23 protein-coding genes are annotated in these 21,655 nt (G+C 69.4%); 16 read left to right on the top strand and 7 right to left on the bottom strand.

Features of this window, described 5'->3' with window-relative positions:
• Positions 1-3: 3 nt before the first annotated feature.
• Both ACSQ9A_RS15670 and ACSQ9A_RS15665 read right to left on the bottom strand, forming a co-directional pair.
• A complete protein-coding gene (locus ACSQ9A_RS15670; RefSeq protein ID WP_436304272.1) occupies positions 4-1,272 on the bottom strand; it encodes a CaiB/BaiF CoA transferase family protein in 1,269 nt (422 codons plus the stop codon).
• A complete protein-coding gene (locus ACSQ9A_RS15665; RefSeq protein WP_093103506.1) occupies positions 1,269-1,739 on the bottom strand; it encodes a MaoC family dehydratase in 471 nt (156 codons plus the stop codon). The genes ACSQ9A_RS15670 and ACSQ9A_RS15665 overlap by 4 nt, the downstream gene beginning before the upstream one ends.
• A 142-nt stretch (positions 1,740-1,881) precedes the next feature.
• Between ACSQ9A_RS15665 and ACSQ9A_RS15660 the strand changes: the two genes are divergently transcribed.
• The 8 genes from ACSQ9A_RS15660 to ACSQ9A_RS15625 are packed head-to-tail and all read left to right on the top strand — an operon-like array spanning position 1,882 to position 8,989.
• On the top strand, positions 1,882-2,697 hold the full coding sequence (locus ACSQ9A_RS15660) for an enoyl-CoA hydratase/isomerase family protein (protein ID WP_436295487.1): 816 nt from the start codon (positions 1,882-1,884) through the stop codon (positions 2,695-2,697).
• A gap of 8 nt (positions 2,698-2,705) precedes the next feature.
• Positions 2,706-4,250: an AMP-binding protein gene (locus tag ACSQ9A_RS15655; RefSeq protein WP_436304271.1), complete on the top strand. Its 1,545-nt coding sequence runs from the start codon at positions 2,706-2,708 to the stop codon at positions 4,248-4,250.
• Entirely contained in the window at positions 4,247-5,044 is a 798-nt protein-coding gene (locus tag ACSQ9A_RS15650; RefSeq protein ID WP_436295485.1) for an enoyl-CoA hydratase/isomerase family protein, read from the top strand. Before ACSQ9A_RS15655 ends, ACSQ9A_RS15650 begins: the two co-directional genes overlap by 4 nt.
• 17 nt (positions 5,045-5,061) lie before the next feature.
• The gene (locus tag ACSQ9A_RS15645; RefSeq protein ID WP_436304270.1) at positions 5,062-5,853 is read left to right on the top strand and encodes an SDR family NAD(P)-dependent oxidoreductase; all 792 of its coding nucleotides are present in this window, start codon (positions 5,062-5,064) and stop codon (positions 5,851-5,853) included.
• Between the two features lie 15 nt (positions 5,854-5,868).
• Complete coding sequence (locus ACSQ9A_RS15640; protein ID WP_436295483.1) at positions 5,869-6,231, top strand: Zn-ribbon domain-containing OB-fold protein; 363 nt, start codon at positions 5,869-5,871, stop codon at positions 6,229-6,231.
• Positions 6,232-6,234: 3 nt separating this feature from the next.
• Positions 6,235-7,389 (top strand): thiolase, encoded by a 1,155-nt coding sequence (locus ACSQ9A_RS15635; protein ID WP_436304269.1) that lies wholly within the window; start codon positions 6,235-6,237, stop codon positions 7,387-7,389.
• 15 nt (positions 7,390-7,404) lie between these two features.
• On the top strand, positions 7,405-8,274 hold the full coding sequence (locus ACSQ9A_RS15630) for a MaoC/PaaZ C-terminal domain-containing protein (protein WP_436304268.1): 870 nt from the start codon (positions 7,405-7,407) through the stop codon (positions 8,272-8,274).
• A 10-nt stretch (positions 8,275-8,284) separates the two neighbouring features.
• Entirely contained in the window at positions 8,285-8,989 is a 705-nt protein-coding gene (locus ACSQ9A_RS15625; RefSeq protein WP_436295479.1) for an SDR family NAD(P)-dependent oxidoreductase, read from the top strand.
• On the opposite strand, the gene ACSQ9A_RS15620 is transcribed toward ACSQ9A_RS15625, so the two are convergent.
• The 3 genes from ACSQ9A_RS15620 to ACSQ9A_RS15610 form a co-directional block, all read right to left on the bottom strand.
• A complete protein-coding gene (locus ACSQ9A_RS15620; protein WP_436304267.1) occupies positions 8,986-9,891 on the bottom strand; it encodes a crotonase/enoyl-CoA hydratase family protein in 906 nt (301 codons plus the stop codon). The two genes, ACSQ9A_RS15625 and ACSQ9A_RS15620, sit on opposite strands and share 4 nt — an antisense overlap.
• Positions 9,888-10,742 carry an SDR family NAD(P)-dependent oxidoreductase gene (locus ACSQ9A_RS15615; RefSeq protein WP_436304266.1) on the bottom strand — a complete coding sequence of 285 codons (855 nt, stop codon included), beginning with the start codon at positions 10,740-10,742 and terminating at the stop codon, positions 9,888-9,890. Before ACSQ9A_RS15615 ends, ACSQ9A_RS15620 begins: the two co-directional genes overlap by 4 nt.
• A gap of 270 nt (positions 10,743-11,012) precedes the next feature.
• Entirely contained in the window at positions 11,013-11,993 is a 981-nt protein-coding gene (locus ACSQ9A_RS15610) for a phytanoyl-CoA dioxygenase family protein (RefSeq protein WP_436304265.1), read from the bottom strand.
• Positions 11,994-12,118: 125 nt separating this feature from the next.
• On the opposite strand from ACSQ9A_RS15610, the gene ACSQ9A_RS15605 reads away from it, so the two are divergent.
• Positions 12,119-12,559 (top strand): carboxymuconolactone decarboxylase family protein, encoded by a 441-nt coding sequence (locus ACSQ9A_RS15605; RefSeq protein WP_436304264.1) that lies wholly within the window; start codon positions 12,119-12,121, stop codon positions 12,557-12,559.
• A 46-nt stretch (positions 12,560-12,605) separates the two neighbouring features.
• Here the strand turns inward: ACSQ9A_RS15605 and ACSQ9A_RS15600 are convergent, their stop codons facing one another.
• Together ACSQ9A_RS15600 and ACSQ9A_RS15595 are read right to left on the bottom strand one after the other, a co-directional pair.
• Positions 12,606-13,034: a PaaI family thioesterase gene (locus ACSQ9A_RS15600; RefSeq protein ID WP_436304263.1), complete on the bottom strand. Its 429-nt coding sequence runs from the start codon at positions 13,032-13,034 to the stop codon at positions 12,606-12,608.
• Entirely contained in the window at positions 13,031-13,834 is an 804-nt protein-coding gene (locus ACSQ9A_RS15595; protein WP_436295473.1) for an enoyl-CoA hydratase/isomerase family protein, read from the bottom strand. The genes ACSQ9A_RS15600 and ACSQ9A_RS15595 overlap by 4 nt, the downstream gene beginning before the upstream one ends.
• A gap of 40 nt (positions 13,835-13,874) precedes the next feature.
• Here ACSQ9A_RS15595 and ACSQ9A_RS15590 point away from each other — a divergent pair, with 40 nt between their 5' ends.
• From ACSQ9A_RS15590 to ACSQ9A_RS15560, 7 genes are read left to right on the top strand one after another with little or no spacing between them, the layout of a single operon-like run.
• Positions 13,875-15,836, top strand: a complete 1,962-nt coding sequence (locus ACSQ9A_RS15590) for a feruloyl-CoA synthase (RefSeq protein WP_436304262.1) — start codon at positions 13,875-13,877, stop codon at positions 15,834-15,836.
• Between the two features lie 45 nt (positions 15,837-15,881).
• Positions 15,882-17,087: an acyl-CoA dehydrogenase family protein gene (locus tag ACSQ9A_RS15585; RefSeq protein WP_436304261.1), complete on the top strand. Its 1,206-nt coding sequence runs from the start codon at positions 15,882-15,884 to the stop codon at positions 17,085-17,087.
• 25 nt (positions 17,088-17,112) lie between these two features.
• Positions 17,113-18,246, top strand: a complete 1,134-nt coding sequence (locus ACSQ9A_RS15580) for an acyl-CoA dehydrogenase family protein (RefSeq protein ID WP_436304260.1) — start codon at positions 17,113-17,115, stop codon at positions 18,244-18,246.
• Positions 18,243-19,037, top strand: a complete 795-nt coding sequence (locus ACSQ9A_RS15575; protein WP_436304259.1) for an enoyl-CoA hydratase/isomerase family protein — start codon at positions 18,243-18,245, stop codon at positions 19,035-19,037. Before ACSQ9A_RS15580 ends, ACSQ9A_RS15575 begins: the two co-directional genes overlap by 4 nt.
• A gap of 24 nt (positions 19,038-19,061) precedes the next feature.
• Positions 19,062-19,964: an SDR family NAD(P)-dependent oxidoreductase gene (locus ACSQ9A_RS15570; RefSeq protein ID WP_436304258.1), complete on the top strand. Its 903-nt coding sequence runs from the start codon at positions 19,062-19,064 to the stop codon at positions 19,962-19,964.
• 13 nt (positions 19,965-19,977) lie between these two features.
• Complete coding sequence (locus ACSQ9A_RS15565) at positions 19,978-20,727, top strand: electron transfer flavoprotein subunit beta/FixA family protein (protein WP_436295467.1); 750 nt, start codon at positions 19,978-19,980, stop codon at positions 20,725-20,727.
• A gap of 1 nt (position 20,728) precedes the next feature.
• Positions 20,729-21,655 carry an electron transfer flavoprotein subunit alpha/FixB family protein gene (locus ACSQ9A_RS15560; RefSeq protein WP_436304257.1) on the top strand — a complete coding sequence of 309 codons (927 nt, stop codon included), beginning with the start codon at positions 20,729-20,731 and terminating at the stop codon, positions 21,653-21,655.

Below are 21,655 nucleotides of genomic sequence, written 5' to 3'. Positions count from 1 at the left end.
GCTTCAGCGCGTGATGTTGGCTATATCTTCGGCACTGTAGCCAAACCAGCCGAGCACTTCGTCGTTGTGCTCGCCGAGCTGCGGCGGCGGCAGGTGGATGCCGCCGGGCGTGCCGGAGAACTGCGTCGGCACGGCGGTCGTCACCATCGGCCCCTCGGTCGGATGCCGGTAGCGATGGAAGAAGCCGACCTCGTTCAGGTAGGCGTCCGACAGCATGTCCTCGAAGCGCGCGACCGGCCCGTTCGGCACGTCGATCGCGTCGAGCAGCTCGTGCCACTGCGCGGTGGATCTCGTCTTCATCTGCTCCGAGACCATGCCGTAGACGCGGTCGATGTTCTTCATGCGACCTTCGTGCGTCGCGAAGACGGGATCGGTCAGCAGCTCGGGGCGGCCTAGCGTCGGCAGCAGCCGCTTCCATTGCTCGTCGTTGACGGCCAGCACGCAGATGTGGCCGTCGCTCGTCTCGTAGGGGCGGCGATGCTCGGAGAGCAGGCGCACGTAGCCGACGCCGCCGCCCATCGGCGGGTCGAAAGCGCCGCCGTACAGGTGTTCCTGCAGATTGAAGGCGACGATGGTCTCGAGCATCGGCACGCGCACCATCTGGCCGAGGCCTGTGCGCTCGCGTGCGTACAGCGCCATCGCGACGCCGGAGGCCAGCATGTAGCCGCAGAACTTGTCGACGATCACGGTGGGCAGGTAGCGCGCCTGGCCAACCGAGCGCAGCATCAGGTCGGCGATGCCGGCCTCGCCCTGCACCACGTCGTCGAAGGCCGGGTCATTCTCGCGCGGGCCGCCGGGCATGTAGCCGCAGCCGTAGCCGTAGACGATGCGCGGGTTGCGCGCGGCAATGTCCTCGTACGCGACGCCCAGGCGCTTGGCCGCCGCGGGACGCATGCTGTGGATGAACACATCCGCGCTCTCGACCATGCGCAACAGGGCATCGCGTGCCTCGGGCCGCTTCAGGTTCAGCGTCACGCTGCGCTTGTTGCGGTTCATGTTCAGGTGCATCGCCGCCATGTTGGGGTTGCGCGATGGGCCGTTCTGGCGGTTCGGGTCGCCTTCGGGCGTCTCGACCTTGATGACGTCGGCGCCCATGTCGCCGAGGATCATCGTCGCGACCGGGCCGAGCACGTTGACCGTCAGGTCGATCACGCGCACGCCGGTGAGAGGGCCGGCGCTGGTGGCCAGCTTGGCGTGCAGGGGCTCGCCGGCCGGCGCCGGATCCGGCTGCACCTCGGGCCGCATGTAGCCCTGCAGCACCGGCGGTTTCATGTGCGCACCTCGGCGCGCGCCTTGAGCATGCGCAGAGGCGTGTACTCCATCACGACCGTGCCGTCTGCCTTCACGACGCGGTTGCGCGTGCGGACGAGGCCGCGCCCGGGCCGGCTCTCGGAGCGGCGCGCTTCGATCACCTCGCATTCGACGTGGATCGTGTCGCCGGCGAAGGTCGGCCCCTTCACGTCGAGCTGCATGCCGAGGAAGGCGAGGCCGGTGCCCTGCATCGTGGCCTGCGCGAGCAGCCCCTCGGCGAAGCAGAACACCATCGAGCCGGGCGCCAGGCGCCCCGCGAAGCCGGCGACGCCGTGCAGGAACTCGAGATTGGTGAACAGCACCTCGGTCATCCCGATCTTGTCGATGAAGCCCACGATGTCGGCCTCGGTGACCGTGCGCCCCACGGTCTTGAACTGACGCCCCAACGGCAGGTCCTCGAAGCAGAAACCGAGTCCGACTGTTTCCATGTGTGCCTTTGAGCGCAAGAAATTTGCGCTTCCATTGTTGAACGATGTTCGATAATATAAATGCCGAATCGAGATGCCGTCAACCCGATGACCCCCTCGAAAACCCGCCCGTGCCACTGAATCCGAATCGAAGGAGACCCGATTGGAGACCGACAGCCGCTATGCGCGCTACACGCGCCTGAAGTTCGACCGACCGCATCCGCGCGTGCTGCGCGTGACGCTGGATTCGCCGCTGAAGATGGGCGCGATGGATGCCGCGATGCATCGCGAGGCCTCGCAGATCTGGGCCGACGTCGATGCGGACGACAGCGTCTCGGCGGTGATCGTCACCGGCAGCGGCAAGACCTTCTCCGCCGGAGGCGACCTGCACCATGAACGCAAGGTGTGCGAGGACTACGCGCTGCGCATGCAGGCGATGAAGGAGTCGCGCGACCTGGTGCTGGGGATGATCAACTGCCGCAAGCCGATCGTCGGCGCGGCGCGCGGCTGGGCGGTCGGCGCCGGCCTGGCGCTCTTGATTCTTGCGGACGTGTCGATCGCGTCGCGCGACGCGAAGTTCTCCGACGGCCACCTGAAGATCGGTGTCGCGGCCGGCGACCACGCGGCGATCATCTGGCCGCTCCTGTGCGGCATGGCCAAGGCGAAGTACTACCTGATGACGGCGGAGACCTTCACCGGCGAGGAAGCCGAGCGGATGAACCTGATCTCGATGGCGCTGGCCGACGAGGAGGTGGAAGCCAAGGCGGTCGAAGTCGCCTCGCGCCTCGCCGAGAGCGCGCCGGCCGCGGTGCGCTGGACCAAGCAGACGCTGAACCACTGGCTGCGCCAGGCGGCGCCGATCTTCGACGCGTCGCTGGCGCTCGAGTTCATCGGCTTCGCCGGGCCCGAGGGCATGGAGGGCATCGATGCCTTCCTCGGCAAGCGCTCGCCGAAGTTCAGTCCGGACACGCCGGTGTAGGAGGCCTGATGCTCCAGACCATCGGCGAGCTGCTGGAACGCAACGCCCGCTTCCATCCGGAGCGCGAGGCGCTGGTGTGCGAGGGCCGGCGGCTGACCCATCGCCAGTTGCTCAAGCGCGCGAAGCGCCTGGCCGACGGCCTGCACCGGCTGGGCCTCGGGCGGCAGGACCGGGTCGCGGTCTTGTCGATGAACAACGCCGAGTACATCGAGCTGCTGGCCGCCGGCGACTGGGCCGGCTACATCGTCGCGACGGTGAACTTCCGCCTCGCCGCGGCCGAGATCGAATGGCTGCTCGGCGATGCGACGCCGCGCGTGCTGGTGTTCGAGGCGCAGTACGCCGAGCTGGTCGGCGCGCTGCGCCCGCGCCTCGCGACGATCGAAGCCTACGTGTGCATCGGCGGGCGTGCGCCGGATTGGGCGCGAGACTACGAGGCCGTGATCGCGGAGGGCGCTCCCGACGGGCCGCCGTTCCGCTCGCAGCCGCTGGATTACGGGCCGCTGGTCTATACCAGCGGCACCACCGGCCGGCCGAAGGGCGCGCTGCGTGCCCAGTGGCGCTGGGTGCGCACGGCCGACGCCGGCGCGCGCATGAGCGAGCTGGACTCCGACTCGCGCATGCTGCTGACGACGCCGGCATTCCACGTCGGCGTGATCGGTTACGCGCTGCAGGTCCGGTGGTGCGCCGGCACGCTGGTGCTGCATCGCGGCTTCGATGCGGCGAGCGTGATCCGCACGATCCAGCAGGAGCGCATCACCTTCACCTTCGTGGTTGCGGCGATGCTGCAGGCGATCCTCGATTCGCCGGCGATCGGCGATGCGGACCTGTCGAGCCTGCACAACGTCGTGGCCGCCGCGGCGCCGGTGCCGGTGCCGTTGCTGCGGCGCGCGTTCGAGCGCATCGGCCCGGTGTTCTCGGTGCAGTACGGCGCGACCGAAACCGCCGGCTGCGGCATGTACCGCCATGAGCTGAAGCCATACGGCGACGCGCGCGACGTGAAGCGCATCGCGTCGGTCGGCCACCCGGGGCAGGGCACGCGGATCCGCATCGTCGGCGATGACGGTGGGGACTGTCCGGCCGGTACCGCGGGCGAAGTCTGGACCTTCACCGACGAGCGCATGGACGGCTACTGGAACAACACCGCCGCGACGCTCGAGGCGCTGCGCGACGGCTGGTATCGCACCGGCGATGTGGGCTATCTGGACCAGGACGGCTACCTGTTCCTGGTCGACCGCAAGAAGGACATGATCATCTCGGGCGGCGAGAACATCTACAGCCGCGAGGTCGAGGAAGCGGTGCAGGCCTATCCGGGCATCGTCGAGTGCGCGGTGATCGGCGTGCCCGATCCGAAGTGGGGCGAGGCGGTGAAGGCCTACGTGGTCTGCGCGAGTGGCGCGAGCGCGCCGGAAGCCGAGGTGATCGCCCATTGCAAGCGCCTGATCGCGAGCTACAAGTGCCCGAAGCGTGTCGAGGCGATCGGCGAGCTGCCCCGGGTGCCGAGCGGCAAGGTGAACAAGGTGGCGCTGCGCGAGCTCGCCAGGAATTCGCAATGAGCGCCATCATGTTCGAGACCGAAGTCGCCGATCGCATCGCGACCGTCACGCTGTGCCGTGCGCCGGTGAATGCGCTGAGCGAGGAATGGGGCGATGCCTTCGACGCGCTGCTCGACCAGCTGGGCACGCGCGACGACTGGACGGTGCTGCATCTGCGCAGCAGCCAGAAGGTGTTCGCGGCCGGCGCCGATCTGGCGCAGATCGATGGCTGGGCCGGTGAAGGCCGGGCGGGGCCGCGGCTGGCGCTCTACATCGAGCGGCTGCAGGCGGTGTTCGGCCGGGTCGCGAGCTTGCCGCAGGTCACGCTGGCGGAGATCGGCGGTGCCGCGCTCGGCGGCGGACTCGAGCTGGCGCTCTGCTGCGACCTGCGCATCGCCGCGCACGAAGCCAAGCTCGGGCTGCCCGAAGTCGGCCTCGGCCTGATCCCCGGCCTCGGCGGCACGCAGCGGATGACGCGGCTCGTGGGCGCCGGTGTCGCGAGCCGGTTGATCCTCGGCGCCGAGGTACTGGACGGCTCGGCCGCGAAGGCGCTCGGCCTGGTGCAGTGGGCGGTGCCGAGGGCCGAGATCGCCGACGAGGCGCTGCAGCTGTCGCGGCGCGTCGCCGCGCTGCCGCCGCCGGCATTGCGCGTCGCCAAACAGTTGATCGCGGCGGCCGGCGCGTCGGCCACCACCGGCTACGCGCTCGAACGCGAGCTCGGCGGAGCATTGCTCGAGACGCCGGAAGCGCGCGAACGCATCACGGCCTTCCTGCAGCGCAGCGCCAGGCCCACTACCCCAACCCCATTGCCTTGAACCCTGGAGACCGATTCATGACCGAGACCCCCGACACCTCGTGGCGTGCCGTTACCGACCTGGCCGGCAAGAGCGTCGTCATCACCGGCTGCGCCTCCGGCATCGGACGCGCCGCCGCGCTGCAATTCGCCAGTGCCGGCGCCACCGTCTACGCCGGCGACAGGAACGTGGCCGATGGCGAGGCGACCATTGCGCAGATCCGCGCCGGCGGCGGTTGCGGCGAGTTCATCGAGCTGGACCTGGGCGATGCAGCGACCATCGACGCCTTCGTCGACGCCGCCGTGGCGCAGATCGGCGGCGCGCCGGACATCATCGCCAACGTCGCCGGCCTCGACCGCGTGATGCCCTTCCTCGAGAACACGCCCGAGGTGTGGGACCTGCTCGCGCAGGTCAACTACATCGGCCCGGTGCGCATGATCCACCGCTTCCTGCCGCACATGATCGAGCGGCGCCAAGGCAAGATCGTGATGGTGGCGAGCGACGCCGGCCGCGTCGGCAGCATGGGCGAGACCTTCTATGCCGGCACCAAGGGCGCGGTGATCGCGTTCACCAAGTCGCTGGCGCGCGAGACGGCGCGCTCGGGCATCACCTGCAACTGCGTCGCCCCGGGGCCGACCGACACGCCGCTGTTCAACGGCACGATTCCCGAGGGCAAGCTGCGCGACGCGCTGATCAAGGCGATTCCGCTGAAGCGGCTGGCGCAGCCGATCGAGATCGCGCACACCATCGTCTATCTCTCGACGCCGGCCACCGACTTCATGACCGGCCAGGTGGTCTCCGTCAGCGGCGGCCTGACCATGCATGGCTGACAAGCGAGGACCCCGATGAACCCCGAGAAGGAATTCTTCGAGCACCTGGCTTCCGGGCGCTTCATGATCCAGAAGAGCCGCAGCACCGGCGGCTATGTGTACTACCCGCGCATGGCCGAGCCGGGCACCGGCGCGACCGACCTCGAGTGGGTCGAGGCCTCGGGCCGCGCCACCGTCTACTCGACGACGGTGATCCGCGGCAAGCCGCCGGCACCGAACGCCAACCTCGCGCTGATCGATCTCGCCGAGGGCCCGCGCATGATGAGCCGCGTCGACGGCATCGCGCCCGAGGCGGTGAAGATCGGCATGGCGGTGCGCGCCAGGATCATCATTGAAGAAGACCATCCGCTGGTCGTCTTCGAACCGGTGGGGGCCTGAGCGATGCAGGAACGCTTTCCCCGCGGCCGGACCGCGATCGTCGGCGCCGCCACCTTCGGCTGCGGCGCTTCGCCGGGCTACAGCGCGATGGAGCTGGCGCACCAGGCGAGCGTGCTGGCGCTGGCGCAGGCCGGATTGAAGCCGTCGGACGTCGATGGCCTGTTCGTCGTCGTCATGGACGACTCGCTCTCCGGCCTCACGTTCGCCGAGACGCTCGGCATTCATCCGCGATTCCTCGACAACAACCGCACCGGCGGCTCGTCGTTCCAGGTGCATGCGATGCTCGCAGCGCTGGCGCTCGACGCCGGGTTGTGCGACGTGGCGCTGATCGCCTACGGCAGCAACCAGCGCAGCAGCACGGGCAAGCTCCTGCAATCGTCACGGCCCTCGCCGTGGGAGTCGCCGTACAAGCCGCTGCGCCCGATCTCCTCGTATGCGCTCGCCGCGGCACGCCACATGCACCAATACGGAACGACCAAGGAGCAGCTCGGCGCCGTCGCCGTGGCCGCGCGCCAATGGGCTGCGTTGAACCCCGAGGCTTTCGTGCGCGAGCCGCTGACGATGGACGACTACCTGAAGGCGCGCCTGGTCGCCGACCCCTTCGGCGTGCGCGACTGCTGCCTCGTGACCGACGGCGCGGCCGCGGTGGTGATGACGCGCGCGGACCGTGCGCGGGACCTGTGCCGACGGCCGGTGTATCTGCTCGGCGGCGCGCAATCCACCACGCACCGCGAGATCGCGAGCATGCCGGACCTGACCGTCACCGGGCTCGCCGAGGCCGGCCCGCGCGCCTATGCCCAGGCCGGCGTCGGCCCGAAGGACATCGATGTCGTCGAGCTGTACGACGCGTTCACGATCAACCCGATCCTGTTCCTCGAGGATCTCGGCTTCTGCGAGAAGGGCGAAGGCGGCCGTTATGTCGAAGGCGGCCGCATCGCGCCGGGCGGGGAACTGGCGGTCAACACCAACGGCGGCGGCCTGTCCTGCGTGCACCCGGGCATGTATGGCCTGTTCACGATCGTCGAGGCGGCGCGCCAGCTCGCGGGCGATGCCGGCGAGCGGCAGGTGCCGGGCGCGAAGCTCGCGATCGCGCAGGGCAACGGCGGCGAGCTGTCGCACCAGGCGCTCGTGCTCCTCGGCAGCGAAGACACGCTCTAGGCATCGGAATCGGAAATGCTCGACTACGAAATTTGCAAGAACTGGACCTTTCCCGACATCGTGCACCGCTACAGCGAGCGCGACACGATGCTGTACGCGCTGGGCCTGGGCTACGGCCACGATCCGATGGATCGCGGCGCACTGCGCTTCGTCTACGAGAAGGAGCTGCAGGCGGTCCCGACCATGGCCGCAGTGATGGGCTCGCCCGGCATCTGGTGGCGCGACCCCAAGACAGGCGCCGATGCCGTCAAGCTGGTGCACGGCGAGCAGGACGTGCGGCTGCTGCGCCCGCTGCCGGCCAAGGGCTGCGTGATCGCGCGCAACCGCGTCGTCTCGCTGACCGACAAGGGCGTCGGCAAGGGGGCGGTCGCGGTGGTGCTGCGCACGCTGGTCGACGAGGCCAGCGGCGACACGGTGGCCGAGAGCCGCAATGTGACCTTCCTGCGCGGCGACGGCGGCTTCAGCGCCCACGGCGGCAGGAGCGATCCCGGCCCCGAGCCGCTGCCTGCGGTGCCGGAGCGCGCCGCCGATTTCGAGCTGAGCTACGCCACGCGGCCCGAGTCGGCGCTGATCTACCGCCTGAGCGGCGACGTGAACCCGCTGCATGCCGATCCCGACGTGGCGGCCAAGGCCGGCTTCGACCGCCCGATCCTGCACGGGTTGTGCACCTACGGCATGGCCGCGCGCGCGGTGATCGAGCAGGTGCTCGACCACGATGCGGCGCGGCTCAAGCGCCTGGCGCTGCGCTTCACCTCGCCGGTCTGGCCGGGCGAGGCCGTGCGCTACGAAATCTGGCGCGACGGCGCGACCTTGCTGCGCTTGCGCGCCAGCGTCGATGCGCGCAAGACCGTGGTGCTGAACAACGGCGTCGTCGAGCTCGCTTGAAACCGTTGGGATGCTGACGATGCAGGACAAGGTGGTGATCGTGACCGGCGCGTTCGGCGCGCTGGGCCAGGCGGTGGTGCGCACGCTGGCGGGGCAGGGGACGCGGCTGGCGCTGCTCGATGCGTCGCCGGTCGCGCCGGCCGAATTCGCGCAGGCGTTCGAAGCGTCGCACCTCCTGCTGCCCGGCACAGACCTGTCGCGATTCGACGCGGCGCGGGCGGCGGTTGCGCGCGTGGCCGAGCGCTTCGGTGGTGTCGATGCACTGGTCAACATCGCCGGCGGCTTCAGCTGGGAGACGATCGCAGACGGCGACCCGGCCACCTGGGACCGCATGCACACGATCAACCTGAAGACGGCGCTCCACGCCTGCAAGGCGGCGTTGCCGCACCTGCTGGAACGAGCGGGCCGGGTCGTCAACATCGGCGCCGGGGCCGCGGGCAAGGCGGCTGCGGGAATGGGCGCCTATGCGGCCTCCAAGGCCGGCGTGCTGCGCCTCACCGAGGCGCTGTCCGATGAAACCAAGGATCGCGGCATGACCGTCAACGCGATCCTGCCGGGCATCATCGACACGCCGGCCAACCGCAAGGACATGCCCGATGCCGACACCTCGCGCTGGGTGACGCCGCAGGCGATCGCCGAGGTGGTGGGGTTCCTGCTGTCGGATGCGGCGCGCGCGGTGACCGGGGTCGGGCTGCCGGTGACGGGACGGCTCTAGGAGTCTGGGCCGCGGGCCTTCAGGCGGACGACGCTGTCTCCATACGGCTCGTCGCGGTTCTTCAGCGCCTGCTTCAGCCCGCCCGACGCCATGTCGGCCTTGAACTGCGTGCGCCGCGGCCCGTTGGCCAGGTGCGCGCGCGCGTCGAGCTCGGCGGTGAGCCGCTGCAGCGTGCGCACATGCATCAGCTCCATGCCGAGGTTGACCACCCGCTTGTGCGCGGCGAGCAGGTCGACGTCGGTCAGCGCGATGCGGCGCGCGAGTTCCGCGACCTCGGTCTCGAGCCGGTCGGCCGGCACGGCCTCCATCACCAGGCCGAGCCGCGCCGCATCGAGCCCGGTGATGCAGTCACCGGTGAACATCAGCCGCTTGGCCCATTGCGGACCGGCATGCGCGAGCCAGAACTGCGTCGGCGGCGTGCCGTTCGCGCGTGTCGCCGGAAAGCCGATGCGCGCGTCCTCGGCCGCCAGCACCAGGTCGCACAGGAAGGCGAGGTCGGTGCCGCCGGCCAGGCAGTTGCCGTGGATCTTCGCGATCACCGGCTTGTGCAGGTCGAAGATGCGCATGCGCTGCTCGAGCGTGCGTTCGAGCGCCCAGCAGTCGTCGTCGAAGCCGCTGCGCTGGCTGCGGTACAGCGCCGGGTCGTAGGGCATGTTCTCGGGTGCGACGCCGGCGTAGGCGCCGGCCAGGTCATAGCCGGCGCAGAAGTCGCGCCCAGCGCCGTCGATAACTACCACGTTCACGTCGCGCCGGTCGTCGGCTTCGAGCAGCGCCTGCTCGAGCTCGCTGAGCATGGTGTCGGACAGCGCGTTGCGCTTGTCCGGCCGGTTCAGCGTGATGCGCGCCACCCGCTCGTCGACGCTGAAAAGAATGGTGTCGCTGCTCTTCAGCCACTTGTTCATGACTTGTCTCCTGTCAGGGCCGCCGTCGCATCGTCCTCGGCCGCGATCATTTCCAGGGCGGCGAGCGCCGCCACTTCGCCGACGCCGCCGTCCACCGGCAGGCAGGCACCGGTGATGAAGCGAGCCTCTTCGCTTGCGAGGAACAGCGCGGCGGCAGCGACATCCCACGCGTCGCCTTCGATGCCCAGCGGTGCGATGCGGCGGCGGCGCTCGCGGCCGGCGGCGTCGATGAACTGCTCGACCAGCGGGGTGAACAGATGGCCCGGCGCGATCGTGTTCGCGCGCACGCCGTCGCGGCCGTACATCACCGCGAGCTCGCGCGAGAACGCCACGACGGCAGCCTTCGACGGCCCATAGGCCGCGCCGCCGTGGGCACGCAGGCCGGCGGTGGACGCGATGTTGACCACGTTGCCGCGCGAGGCGACCAGATGCGTGATCGCCTGCTGCGTCATCAGCACCGCGCTCTTCAGATTGACGTCGAGCACGCGCTGCCACAGCCCGTCGGGCAGCGCCTCGAGGCGGCCGCCGCCGCCACCGAGGCCGACGTTGTTCACCAGCACGTCGAGGCGGCCGTAGCGTTCGAGCGTCGCCGCGACGACGCGGCGGCAGCCGTCCACCTCGGTGACGTCGGCGGCGCAGACGAAGGCGTCGCCACCGTCGCCGGCGATCATGCGGCGCGTGATCTCGGCGCGCTCTGCGTCCAGGTCCACCAGCGCGACGCGCGCGCCTTCGCGCGCAAAAACATAGGCCATCGCCTTGCCCGTCCCGACGCCATCGCCCTGCGAGCCGGCGCCGGTGACGATCGCGACCTTGCCGGCCAGTCGCTGCAAGTGGCGGGAAGGTCGTGGCATGGTGCTAGGGCCTGTTAACGCCATGCAAGGGGTCGCGTTGCCCCGCAAAGGGGCTGGATGCAAGGCGCCCGCGCGCAGCAAGGCTTTTCGCCTTGCAAGCGCGGGCAACGCCGCAGACGGCCCCTTTGCGGGGCAACCCTTCGGGAAGCTTGCCACAGCCCGCCCCTCGGCGTTGCGCTCCTTGTGCGTGCGCATGCACGCACGGCGTCGCGCGCCTTGATGGGCGGGCTGTGGCGAGCTTCGCGACCCCTTGCATGGCGTTAACAGGCCCTAGTGGATCGGGCGCATGATCGTCGCGCGCCCGTCCCGGGCCGCGAGGATCACTTCGTCGCCGACGTGAAAGTGCTTGCCGACGTCGGCCAACGGGACCTGCTTGCCGTCGAGGCCGCGGCAATAGGTCGCCTCGTCGATGATGAAACGCCCGCCGCGCCCGTCATCGCCTTCGAGGACGACCATCTGCGGCTCGACAGCGATGAGGCGGCCGACCATCGGCGGGTTCTCGTTCGCGCCCATCACGCGGATGTCCATCGACAGGCGAAAGCGGTCGGAATGGTTCGCGAGGCCGGTGTGCGGCGTGTTCAGGTCCATCAGCAGCACGTCGCCCGGCCGGTAGGTGGCGCGGCGCCAGCGGCCGGCCGGCACTGCGCCGTCGGGAATCGGATAGAGCGGCGGCTGCTTGGTGTCGTGCAGGATCGGTCCGCGGTGCAGGCCTTCGCCGAGGATCAGGCCGCCGACTTGGTCATCGATCTCGGCGAGCGGGATCCAGCAGATCCGGAATGGAATGCCCTTGTTGTAGAAGCCGTCCTGGTGCACGAAGTCGAGGCGCGAACGCGCGCGGTCGGCGGCTGGCGGCGTGGCACGGTATTCGACGGTTGGGATCCAGAAGGGCTCGTCCTCCAGCAGGCGCCGGAAGAAGGCGTGGATCGCCGGCTCGCGCACGAAGGGCTGCCAGGCCTTGCGTTTCGACAGCGGATCCATCCGGAAGGGGAAGCCCTCGAGGCTCGCGCCGGTGTGGCGGGCCTGGGGGTCCGCCGGGTCGGCCACGCCGTACTCGCCGAGCAGTTGCATGTAGACGGCGCGCAGGCGCGCGACCGCGCCGTGGTCCAGCACATCGCGGAAGAACCAGTAGCCCTTGCGCTCCCAGGCGGCATCGAGTGCGGCACGGTCGCCCAGCAGGTGGTTCGAGGTCTCCAGCTCGCGTGCGTCGGGCGAGGTGAGGGGCCCTCTCGCCAGAGATTCCGTAGCTTGCATATTGTGGAACAATGTTCGTAAAATAGAACGGAGTTCACTGTATGCGATGACCCGGGCGTCCCACCAAGCGGGTTTACCCGAATCCTCGCCGCAAGCGCATACCCAACCACCCGGAGACCCATTCGATGAGCAGCGAAGACGACCAAAGCCCCAACTACCGGCGGGGCGTGAACCTCGTGCGCGAGATGCTCGGAGAGGTCTTCCTCGACGGGATGCTTTCGGCGGCGAGCTCCGGAGGCTTCGCGGCGGACGCCGCGACGATCGCGCTCGAGTCGGCGTTCGGCGCCGTCTGGTCGCGCCCGGGCCTGGAGCGCAAGGAGCGCAGCCTCGTCACGATCGGCATCCTCGTCGGCATGGGCAAGCCCAACGAGCTGAAGAACCACGTGCGCGCGGCGCTGAACAACGGCCTGACGGTGACCGAGCTGCAGGAGGCGCTGATCCAGGCGATTCCGTACTGCGGCTTTCCGTGCGTGGCCGAAGCGCTGGAGGCGACGGTGGCCGTGCTGCGCGAGCGCGGGCTGGTCGGCGACGACGTGAAGACGGCGAAGGATCGCGGGATGCTTTAGGGGGCGCTCAGAGCAGTGCGATCTTGCGGCGCGGGGCGTATCGGTCTCATGTCGTTTCCTCCCCGATGACCTGGCACTGCGCGGTGGCCTGTGCGATGCGCTGCCCCTGGCTCCAGATATAGCAGTTGGCGAACACGACGCGCCGCCCGGCGCGCACGACATCGACCTGGGCTTCCACCCAGGCGCCGGGTGCCGCGTTGCCGATCAGGTTGACCGAGAGGTTGGTCGTCAGCATCTTCGGTCTCGGCTCGCGCGCATGCTTGGCGGCCCAGACGATCGCGGTATCGGCCAGCATGCAGATCATGCCGCCGTGCATCATTGCGCCGCGGTTGCGATGCTTGTCCTCGACTCGCAGGCCGACGATGTGGATGGCGTCGCGCCGTGCCACGTACAACGGCCCGACCAGCTCGTGGAACGGGCCGAAGGCCGGCATGGGCTCGAAGCCGGCCGGGATGTCCGTCGAAGAATGGTTCATCGATTGCCGAAGCGCGGAGCGCGCTTCTCGAAGTAGGCCTGGCGCTTCTCCGCGGCGTCTTCGGTGGCCTGGGCCTGGAACACCGCGCGCGATTCGATCTCGCACGCCGCCTCCAGGCTCGCGACGCCCTGGTTCAGCCACAACGATTGCTTGGTGAGCCAGACGCCGAGCGGCACGTTGGCACAGATCGCCACGGCGAGCTCGCGCGCTTCTGCCAGCAGACGTTCGTCCGGCACCACGCGCAGCGCCAGGCCGATGCGCGCCGCCTCATCGGCCAGCACCGGGCGCGCCGTCAGCAGGATCTCTGCGGCGCGCTGGGTGCCGACCGCACGCGGCAGCATCCAGCTCATGCCGAGCTCGTGTCCGGTGCCGGCGTTGTGGATCGAGTTGACGAACTTGGCCGATTGCGCGGCGAGGCACAGGTCGGCCGCCAGCGCGAACGCGAAGCCAATGCCCGCCGCAGCGCCGTTCACCGCGGCGATCACCGGCTGCGGCAACTGGCGCATCAAGAGTGGGATCTGCGCGATGCGCGTGATCGAGTGCTTCGCCACATAGGGCTTGCCGAGCGCCGGGTCGACCCACGGCGCCGGTCCGGGCGAGCGTAGGTCATGGCCGGCGCAGAACGCGCGACCGGCGCCGGTGACGATCAGCACGCGCGTGCCGGCGTCGTGCCGAAGTGCCTCGAGTTGCGCGATCAGCGCCTCGTACATCGGGAAGCTGAAGGCGTTCAGTGCATCGGGCCGGTTCAGCGTCAGCGTGGCGATGCCGTCGTCGGAGCGTTCGTAGAGGAGGTCGGTCATGGCGCGTTTGGCTTGTCTCTGCTGTTCGGATTGTAGTACGATGTTCAAAAAACATGACTATGCCGTCGCATCGACGGCCCTGCTTCAGGAGACGCATTCCATGCACCAGCGCGATCCCTGGTTCGACGCACCGATCCGTCCGGTGCGGCTCGGCCCGAGCGCCTGCGAGGTGGCGCACGATTCGGACGGCAACATTCGAATGCGCCTCGCCGAGCCCCTGCAGCGCTATCCGAGGCGCTACACCGACCGGCTGGTCCAGTGGGCCCTCGAACGGCCGGAGCACGTGTTCCTCGCGCGCCGACCGCCGCACGGTCCGCAGACCGGCGCCTGGGAGACCCTGTCCTTCGCCGACACGCTGCGCAAGGTGAGGGCGATCGGCCAGTCGCTGCTGGACCGCGGCCTCGGCGCCGAGAGGCCGGTGATGATCCTGTCGGAGAACGACTTCGACAACCAGCTGCTGGCGCTGGCCTGCACGCACGTCGGCATTCCGTACGTGCCGGTGACGCCGGCGTACTCGCTGCTGTCGCAGGACCACGCGAAGCTGAAGCTCCTGAACGAGCGCGTGCGCCCCGGGCTGGTCTATGCGTCCAGCGCCGCGGCCTACGGGCGTGCCGCGCGCGAGGCCTTCCCCGAGTCGGAGTTCGTCGCCAGCGAGGACAGCGGCGGCGCCACGCCGTTCTCCATGCTGCAGGGCGCCGCGCCGGGGAACGCAGTCGACGCAGCCTACGATGCGATCCGGCCCGAGCAGGTGGCCAAGCTGATGTTCACCTCCGGCACCACCGGCGAGCCGAAGGGCGTGATGCTGACGCAGCGCATGCTCTGCAGCAACCGCCAGCAGGTCGTGCAGGCGATGCCCTTCCTGCTCGACGAGCCGCCGGTGCTGGTCGACTGGCTGCCGTGGCACCACACCTTCGGCGGCACCAACAACCTCGGCATCGCGCTGTACTGCGGCGGGTCTTACTACCTGGACCCCGGCAAGCCGATGGCCGAGGCGGTGCAGCCCAGCGTCGACGCGTTGCGCGAGGTATCGCCGACGATCTACTACAACACGCCGGGGGGCCTGGCCGCCTTGCTGCCGCACCTGCGTGACGACGTGCAGCTGCGCGCGCGCTTCTACGAGCGGCTGCAGCTGCTGTATTACGGCGGTGCCGTGCTGCCTGCGCACATCTGGGCCGGTCTCGACGAAGTGGCGGTGAAGCACTGCGGCGAGAGGGTGCTGATCGTCTCGGGCATCGGCTCCACCGAATGCGGGCCGGTGCCGCTGACGACGGGCTGGGATCCGCGCCGCGAGGCGATCGTCGGCCTGCCGGTGGCCGGCGTCGAGCTGAAGCTCGCACCGGTGAACGACAAGCTCGAGCTGCGCGTGCGCGGCGACTGCGTGACGCCCGGCTACTGGAACGATGCCGAGCGCAGCGCTGCTGCCTTCGACGACGAAGGCTACTTCTGCCTCGGCGACGCGGCGAGCTTCGTCGACCCCGCGCATCCCGAGCGCGGGCTGCGCTTCGATGGCCGGATCGCCGAGAACTTCAAGCTCTCCAGCGGCACCTGGGTCCATGCGGGGCCGCTGCGCTCCACCGCGCTGGCTGGGCTCTCGCCGCTCGTGCAGGACCTGGTCATCGCCGGCAGCGGCGAGGACCATGTCGGCGCGCTGGTGTTCCCCGATCTGGCGGCGTGCCGTGCGCTCGACGCGGCTCTCGCGGCCGATGCGCCGGCGAGCGAGGTCGTCGCGAGCCCGCTCGTTCGAGCGGCCTTCCAGCAGCGGCTGGATGCGCTGGCGGGCGGCGCCACCGGCAGCTCGAACCGCGTGCTGCGCATCGTCGTCGAGACCGAGCCGGCCACGCTCGACAGCGGCGAGATGACCGCCAAGGCCTCGCTCAGTCCGGTCGTGGTGCTGCGCCGCCGCGCCGCCGCGGTGGCCGAGCTGTTCATGGATCCGCCGCCCGCGCGCGTGCTCTGCGCACGCGACGAAGCATTGACAGTCCGTTGCATGGCGTTAAACTAAACGAACAACGTTCGTATATTTGACCAACAAGGAACGACACTGTCCATGCGCTTCGAGTTTTCTCCCGAGGACGAGGCCTTCAGGCTGGAGGTTCGCGCGTTCTTTCGCGACAACCTGCCGCGGCCGATGGCGCGCCGCTTCTACATCGGCGCGCATCCGCCGGCGCGCGACGACGTGCGGGCGTTCCAGAAGCTGATGCACGGCCGCGGCTGGGGCGCGCCGCACTGGCCGGTCGAATGGGGCGGCACCGACTGGAGTCCGCTTCGCAAGCACCTGTTCATGCAGGAGCTGTACGACGCCGACGGGCTCGACTACAGCTGGCAGGGGCTGCACATGGTCGCGCCGGTGATGCTCGCGTTTGCGTCGCAGGCGCAGAAGCGGCGCTTCCTGCCGCCGATGCTGGCCGGCGACGAGTTCTGGACCCAGGGCTTTTCCGAGCCCAACGCCGGCTCGGACCTCGCGAGCCTGAAGACGCGGGCCGAGCGGGTCGGCGACGACTACGTCGTCAACGGCCAGAAGATCTGGACCAGCGATGCCTCCATGGCCGAGTGGGGCTTCTTCCTGGTGCGCACCGACCCCGACGTGAAGCCGCAGCGCGGCATCTCGTTCCTGCTGATCAGGATGGACACGCCGGGCCTGACGGTGCGGCCGATCGTCTCGATCGAAGGCGGCCTCGGGCTCAACGAGGTGTTCCTCGACAACGTGCGGGTTCCCTGCGAGAACCTGGTCGGCGAGGCGGGCATGGGCTGGACCTATGCCAAGTACCTGCTCGGCAAGGAGCGCACCGCGAGCGCCTTCCTCTACTTCAACAAGCGCGAGCTCGAGAAGGCGCGCGAGATCGCCACGGTGCAGCGCGTGAATGGCCAGCGCCTGATCGAGCGCCCCGAGTTCGCGCGCAAGCTCGCGCGCGTCGAGGTCGAGCTGCTCGCGCTCGAATACTCGGTGCTGCGCGTGCTGTCGCAGGAGAAGAACCGCCACAACCTCGACGCGGTGGTGTCGGCGCTGAAGCTGCGCGGCTCGGCGCTGCAGCAGCGCGTGACCGAACTGCAGGTGGAAGCGCTGGGCCTGCATGCGCTGCGCCAGTGGGGTCACGGCGAAGGCGAAGCGATCGATAGCGACGAGGCGCTGCGCTGGCCGCCGCAGGTGCCCGGCCGCACCGCGCAGGCGCTGATTACGCGCGCGTCGACGATCTACGGCGGATCGCAGGAGATCCAGAAGAACATCATCGCCAAGCTCGCCTTCGGGCTGTAGGCAGGACGCAGGCAGGAACGGGTAAATGGACTTCAACCTGAGCGAAGAGCAGCAGATGCTGCGCGATGCCGCGAACCGCTACGTGCGCGAGCAGTACGGCTTCGAGGCGCGGCGCCGGCTGCAGGCGGCCGGCAGCGCATCGACGCCGCACTGGGCGCAGTACGCCGAGATGGGCTGGCTCGGCCTCGGCATCCCGGAGGCCTTCGGCGGCCTGGGCTGCAGCTTCGTCGAGACAGCCCTGGTGGCCGAGGAGCTCGGCCGCGCGCTGGCGCTCGAGCCCTTCATCGGCTGCGCGGTGCTGGCGGCCCGACTGGTCGAGACCGCCGATGCGCCGGTGTTCGCGGCGCATCGGCGCGTCGAGCTGCTCGAAGCCATCGCCGGCGGTGCGCTGCAGATCGCGCTCGCGCACAGCGAGCCGGCCAGCCGCTACGAGCTGGACGCGGCGTCGACCACGGCGCGCGCCGAGGGCGAAGGTTTCGTGATCGAGGGCACCAAGCTGATGATCCCGGGCGCACTCGGCGCGGACCATTTCATCGTGTCGGCGCGAGTCGCCGACGAAGGGCTCGCGCTGTTCTTGGTTGACAGGAGCGCGGCCACGCTGCACGGCTATCCGCTGATCGACGGCACGCTGGCCGCCGACCTGGAGCTGCGCTCGGTCTTCGTTGCCGCCGACGCGCGCCTCACGGCGCCCGGGGCCGGCCTCGCGACACTCGAAGAGGCGCTCGATCGCGCCGCACTCGCGCAGGTGGCCGAGGCGCTGGGCTGCATGGAGGCGGTGCTCGAGACGAGCAGCGAGTACCTGAAGACGCGCCAGCAGTTCGGCCAGCCGATCGGCCGCTTCCAGGCGCTGCAGCACCGGATGTCGGAGATGTTCGTCGAGGTCCAGGAGACGCGATCGATCCTGTACCGCGGCATCGCCAGCCTCGATGGCGCGCCGGCGGCGCGGCGGCAGGCGGTCTCGGCCGCGAAGGTGCTGCTGGCATCGTCCGCCCGCTTCGTCGGCGGGCAGGGCATCCAGTTGCACGGCGGCATCGGGCTCACCGACGAGTACCCGATCGGCCATTACTACAAGCGGTTGTTGGCGCTGACGACGCTGTACGGCGACGGCGACTGGCACCTCGGGCGTTTCGTCGAGGCGCAACTGGAGACGGCATCGTGAACCTCGACCATTACCGCAGCCTCGCTCTGCGCCGCGACGGGCGCGTGCTTCATGTGGCCTTCAACCGCCCGGAGGCGCTGAACGCGTTCGACACCGCGATGCACGACGAGCTCGAGCGCCTGTTCGGCGAACTGCCTCGCGACGATGCGACGCACGTCGTCGTGCTGACCGGCGCCGGCAAGGCCTTCAGCGCCGGCGGCGACGTCGAGCAGATGCAGCGCCTGATCGACCGCCCGTCGCTGATGGTGCCGGATGCGACGATGGCCAAGCGCCTCGTGATGGGGCTGCTCGACGTGCCGCAGCCGGTGATCGCCAAGGTGAATGGCGCCGCGATGGGCCTGGGCGCGACGCTGGCGCTGTTCTGCGACACCATCTTCGCCGCCAATCACGCGAAGATCGCCGATCCGCACGTGAAGGTCGGCTTCGTCGCTGGCGACGGCGGCGCGGTCATCTGGCCGCAGCTCGTCGGCTATGCGCGAGCCAAGCAATACCTGCTGACCGGCGACGCAATCACCGGCGAGGAGGCGGCCGCGATCGGGCTCGTCAACTTCGCCTTGCCGGCCGAGGAACTGGATGCGGCCGTCGACGCCTGGGCCCAGCGCCTGGCCGGCGGCGCGCGGCGCGCGATCCAGTGGACCAAGGCCACGATCAACATCGGGCTCAAGCAGATCGCCGCTTCGGTGATGGACGCCGGCATGGCCTACGAGTTGCTGTCGAACCAGACGCGCGACCACGCCGAAGCCGTCGCTGCCTTCCGCGGCAAGCGCACGCCCGATTTCAGCGGCGACTAGACATCGAACTCAAGGAGCAAGCGGATGGGCATGATTCAAGACAAGGTCGTGGTGGTGACCGGCGCCGGTGCCGGCATCGGGCGCGACTTCGCGAAGGCGTTCGCCGCGCACGGCGCGAAGGTGGTGGTCAACGACCTCGCGCGCGACAAGCAAAGCGGCCAGGCGCTGGCCGAATCGGTGGTCGCCGAGATCAGGGAATCGGGCGGGCAGGCGGTGGCGGCGGTGGAGAGCGTGGCCGAGTGGGATTCGGCTCACAAGATCGTGCAGGCCGCGCTCGACAGCTTCGGCCGCATCGACTGCATCGTCAACAACGCCGGCATCGTGCGCGACCGCTTCATCTTCAACATGAGCAAGGAGGAGTGGCAGGCCGTCATCGACGTGCACCTGAACGGCTCCTTCTACATGACGCGCGCGGCGGCGCCGCATTTCAAGAGCCAGGAGAGCGGCAGCTACGTGCACATGACCTCGACCTCGGGGCTGATCGGCAACCTCGGCCAGGGCAACTACTCGGCCGCAAAGATGGGCATCGTGGGCCTGTCGAAGTCGATCGCGCTCGACATGGCGCGGTTCAAGGTCCGGTCCAACTGCATCGCGCCGTGGGCGTGGACGGCGATGACGGCCGGCATCCCGGCCGACACGCCGGAGGAGAAGGCGCGCGTGGAAAAGCTGAAGAAGATGGAGAGCGCCAAGATCGCTCCCCTCGCGGTGTACCTCGCCAGCGACCGCGCCGAGAAGGTCTCGGGGCAGATCTTCGGTGTGCGCGCCAACGAGATCTATTTCTTCAGCCAGATCCGCATGATCCGCTCGATGCACCGCGGCGGCGGCTGGACGCCCGAGATGATCGCCGACGAGGCGATGCCGGCCTTCGAGGCCAGCTTCTTCGACAACGTGCCGTCGATGAAGCTGACGCCGTGGGATCCGGTGTGAGGAGGATCCGGGCATGAAGGCATTGGTCGCAGTCAAGCGCGTGATCGACTACAACGTCAAGGCACGCGTCAAGTCCGATGGCACCGGCGTCGATCTGGCCGGGGTCAAGATGTCGATGAACCCCTTCGACGAGATCGCGGTGGAGGAGGCCGTCCGCCTGAAGGAGGCGGGGGTCGTCACCGAGGTCGTTGTCGCGAGCATCGGCGTGCCGGCCTGCCAGGAAAGCTTGCGCACCGCGATGGCGCTGGGCGCCGATCGCGGCATCCTGGTCGAGACCTCGGACGCGCTTGAGCCGCTGCACGTCGCCAAGCTGCTGAAGGCGCTGGTCGACAAGGAGCAGCCGCAGCTGGTCTTCCTCGGCAAGCAGGCGATCGACGACGACGCCGGGCAGACCGGCCAGATGCTCGCCGCGCTGCTGCGCCGGCCGCAGGCGACCTTCGCATCGAAGGTGGTCGTCGGCGGCGACGGCGTCGAAGTCACGCGCGAGGTCGACGGCGGGCTCGAGACGCTGGCGCTGAAACTGCCGGCGGTCGTCACGGTCGACCTGCGCCTGAATTCACCGCGCTACGCGACCCTGCCGAACATCATGAAGGCGAAGAAGAAGCCGCTCGAGACGATCGCCGCATCGACGCTCGGCGTCGACCTCGCGCCGCGCACGCAGGTGCTGAAGGTCAGCGAGCCGAGGCAGCGGGCCGGCGGCGTCAAGGTGGGCGATGTGGCGACGCTGATCGCCAGGCTGAAGTCCGAAGCAAAGGTACTCTGAGATGGCGATCCTGATCCTCGCGGAACATGAGCACGGCGCGATCAAGGGCGCCACCCGGGCGGCCGTGACGGCCGCGACGCAGATCGGCGGCGAGGTGCACCTGCTCGTCGCCGGCCACCATTGCGACGGTGCGGCCCGGGAGGCCGCGGCGATCGCCGGCGTCTCGAAAGTGCTGGTGGCCGATGCCGCCGCCTATGCGCATCCGCTCGCTGAAAGCCTCGCGGAGCTGGTCGCGGCGCTGGCGCGCGACTACAGCCATGTGCTCGCCGGCGCCACCTCGGCCGGCAAGAACGTGATGCCGCGCGTGGCCGCCTTGCTCGACGTGGCGCAGATCTCCGACATCACCGAAGTGATCGCGCCGGACACCTTCGTGCGTCCGATCTATGCAGGCAATGCAATGGCCACCGTGAAGGCGCTGGATGCGATCAAGGTCCTCACCGTGCGCGGCGCGGCCTTCGACGCGGCAGGCAGCGGCGGTGCGGCGACGCTCGTGCCGGTGCCGGCCGGGCCGGCCAGCGAAACGTCGCGCTTCGTCGGCCAGGCGCTGACGGTCTCCGAGCGGCCCGAGCTGACCGCGGCGCGCATGGTCGTCTCCGGCGGCCGCGGCATGGGAAGCAGCGAGAACTTCCATCTGCTCGACCGGCTGGCCGACAAGCTCGGGGCCGCGGTGGGCGCGTCGCGCGCCGCCGTCGACGCCGGCTATGCGCCGAACGACTGCCAGGTGGGCCAGACCGGCAAGATCGTCGCGCCGCAGCTGTATGTCGCGGTCGGCATCTCGGGGGCGATCCAGCATCTGGCGGGCATGAAGGACAGCAGGGTCATCGTCGCGATCAACAAGGATCCGGAGGCGCCGATCTTCGGCGTGGCGGATTACGGCCTCGTGGCCGACCTGTTCCAGGCCGTCCCCGAGCTGACCGGGGCGCTGTAG

Source organism: Variovorax sp. LjRoot290 (assembly GCF_964253985.1).
In the GTDB taxonomy this organism is placed as follows: domain Bacteria; phylum Pseudomonadota; class Gammaproteobacteria; order Burkholderiales; family Burkholderiaceae_C; genus Variovorax.
The sequence above is the reverse complement of the archived record's forward strand: the minus strand, read 5'-3'. Positions and strand labels throughout refer to the sequence as shown.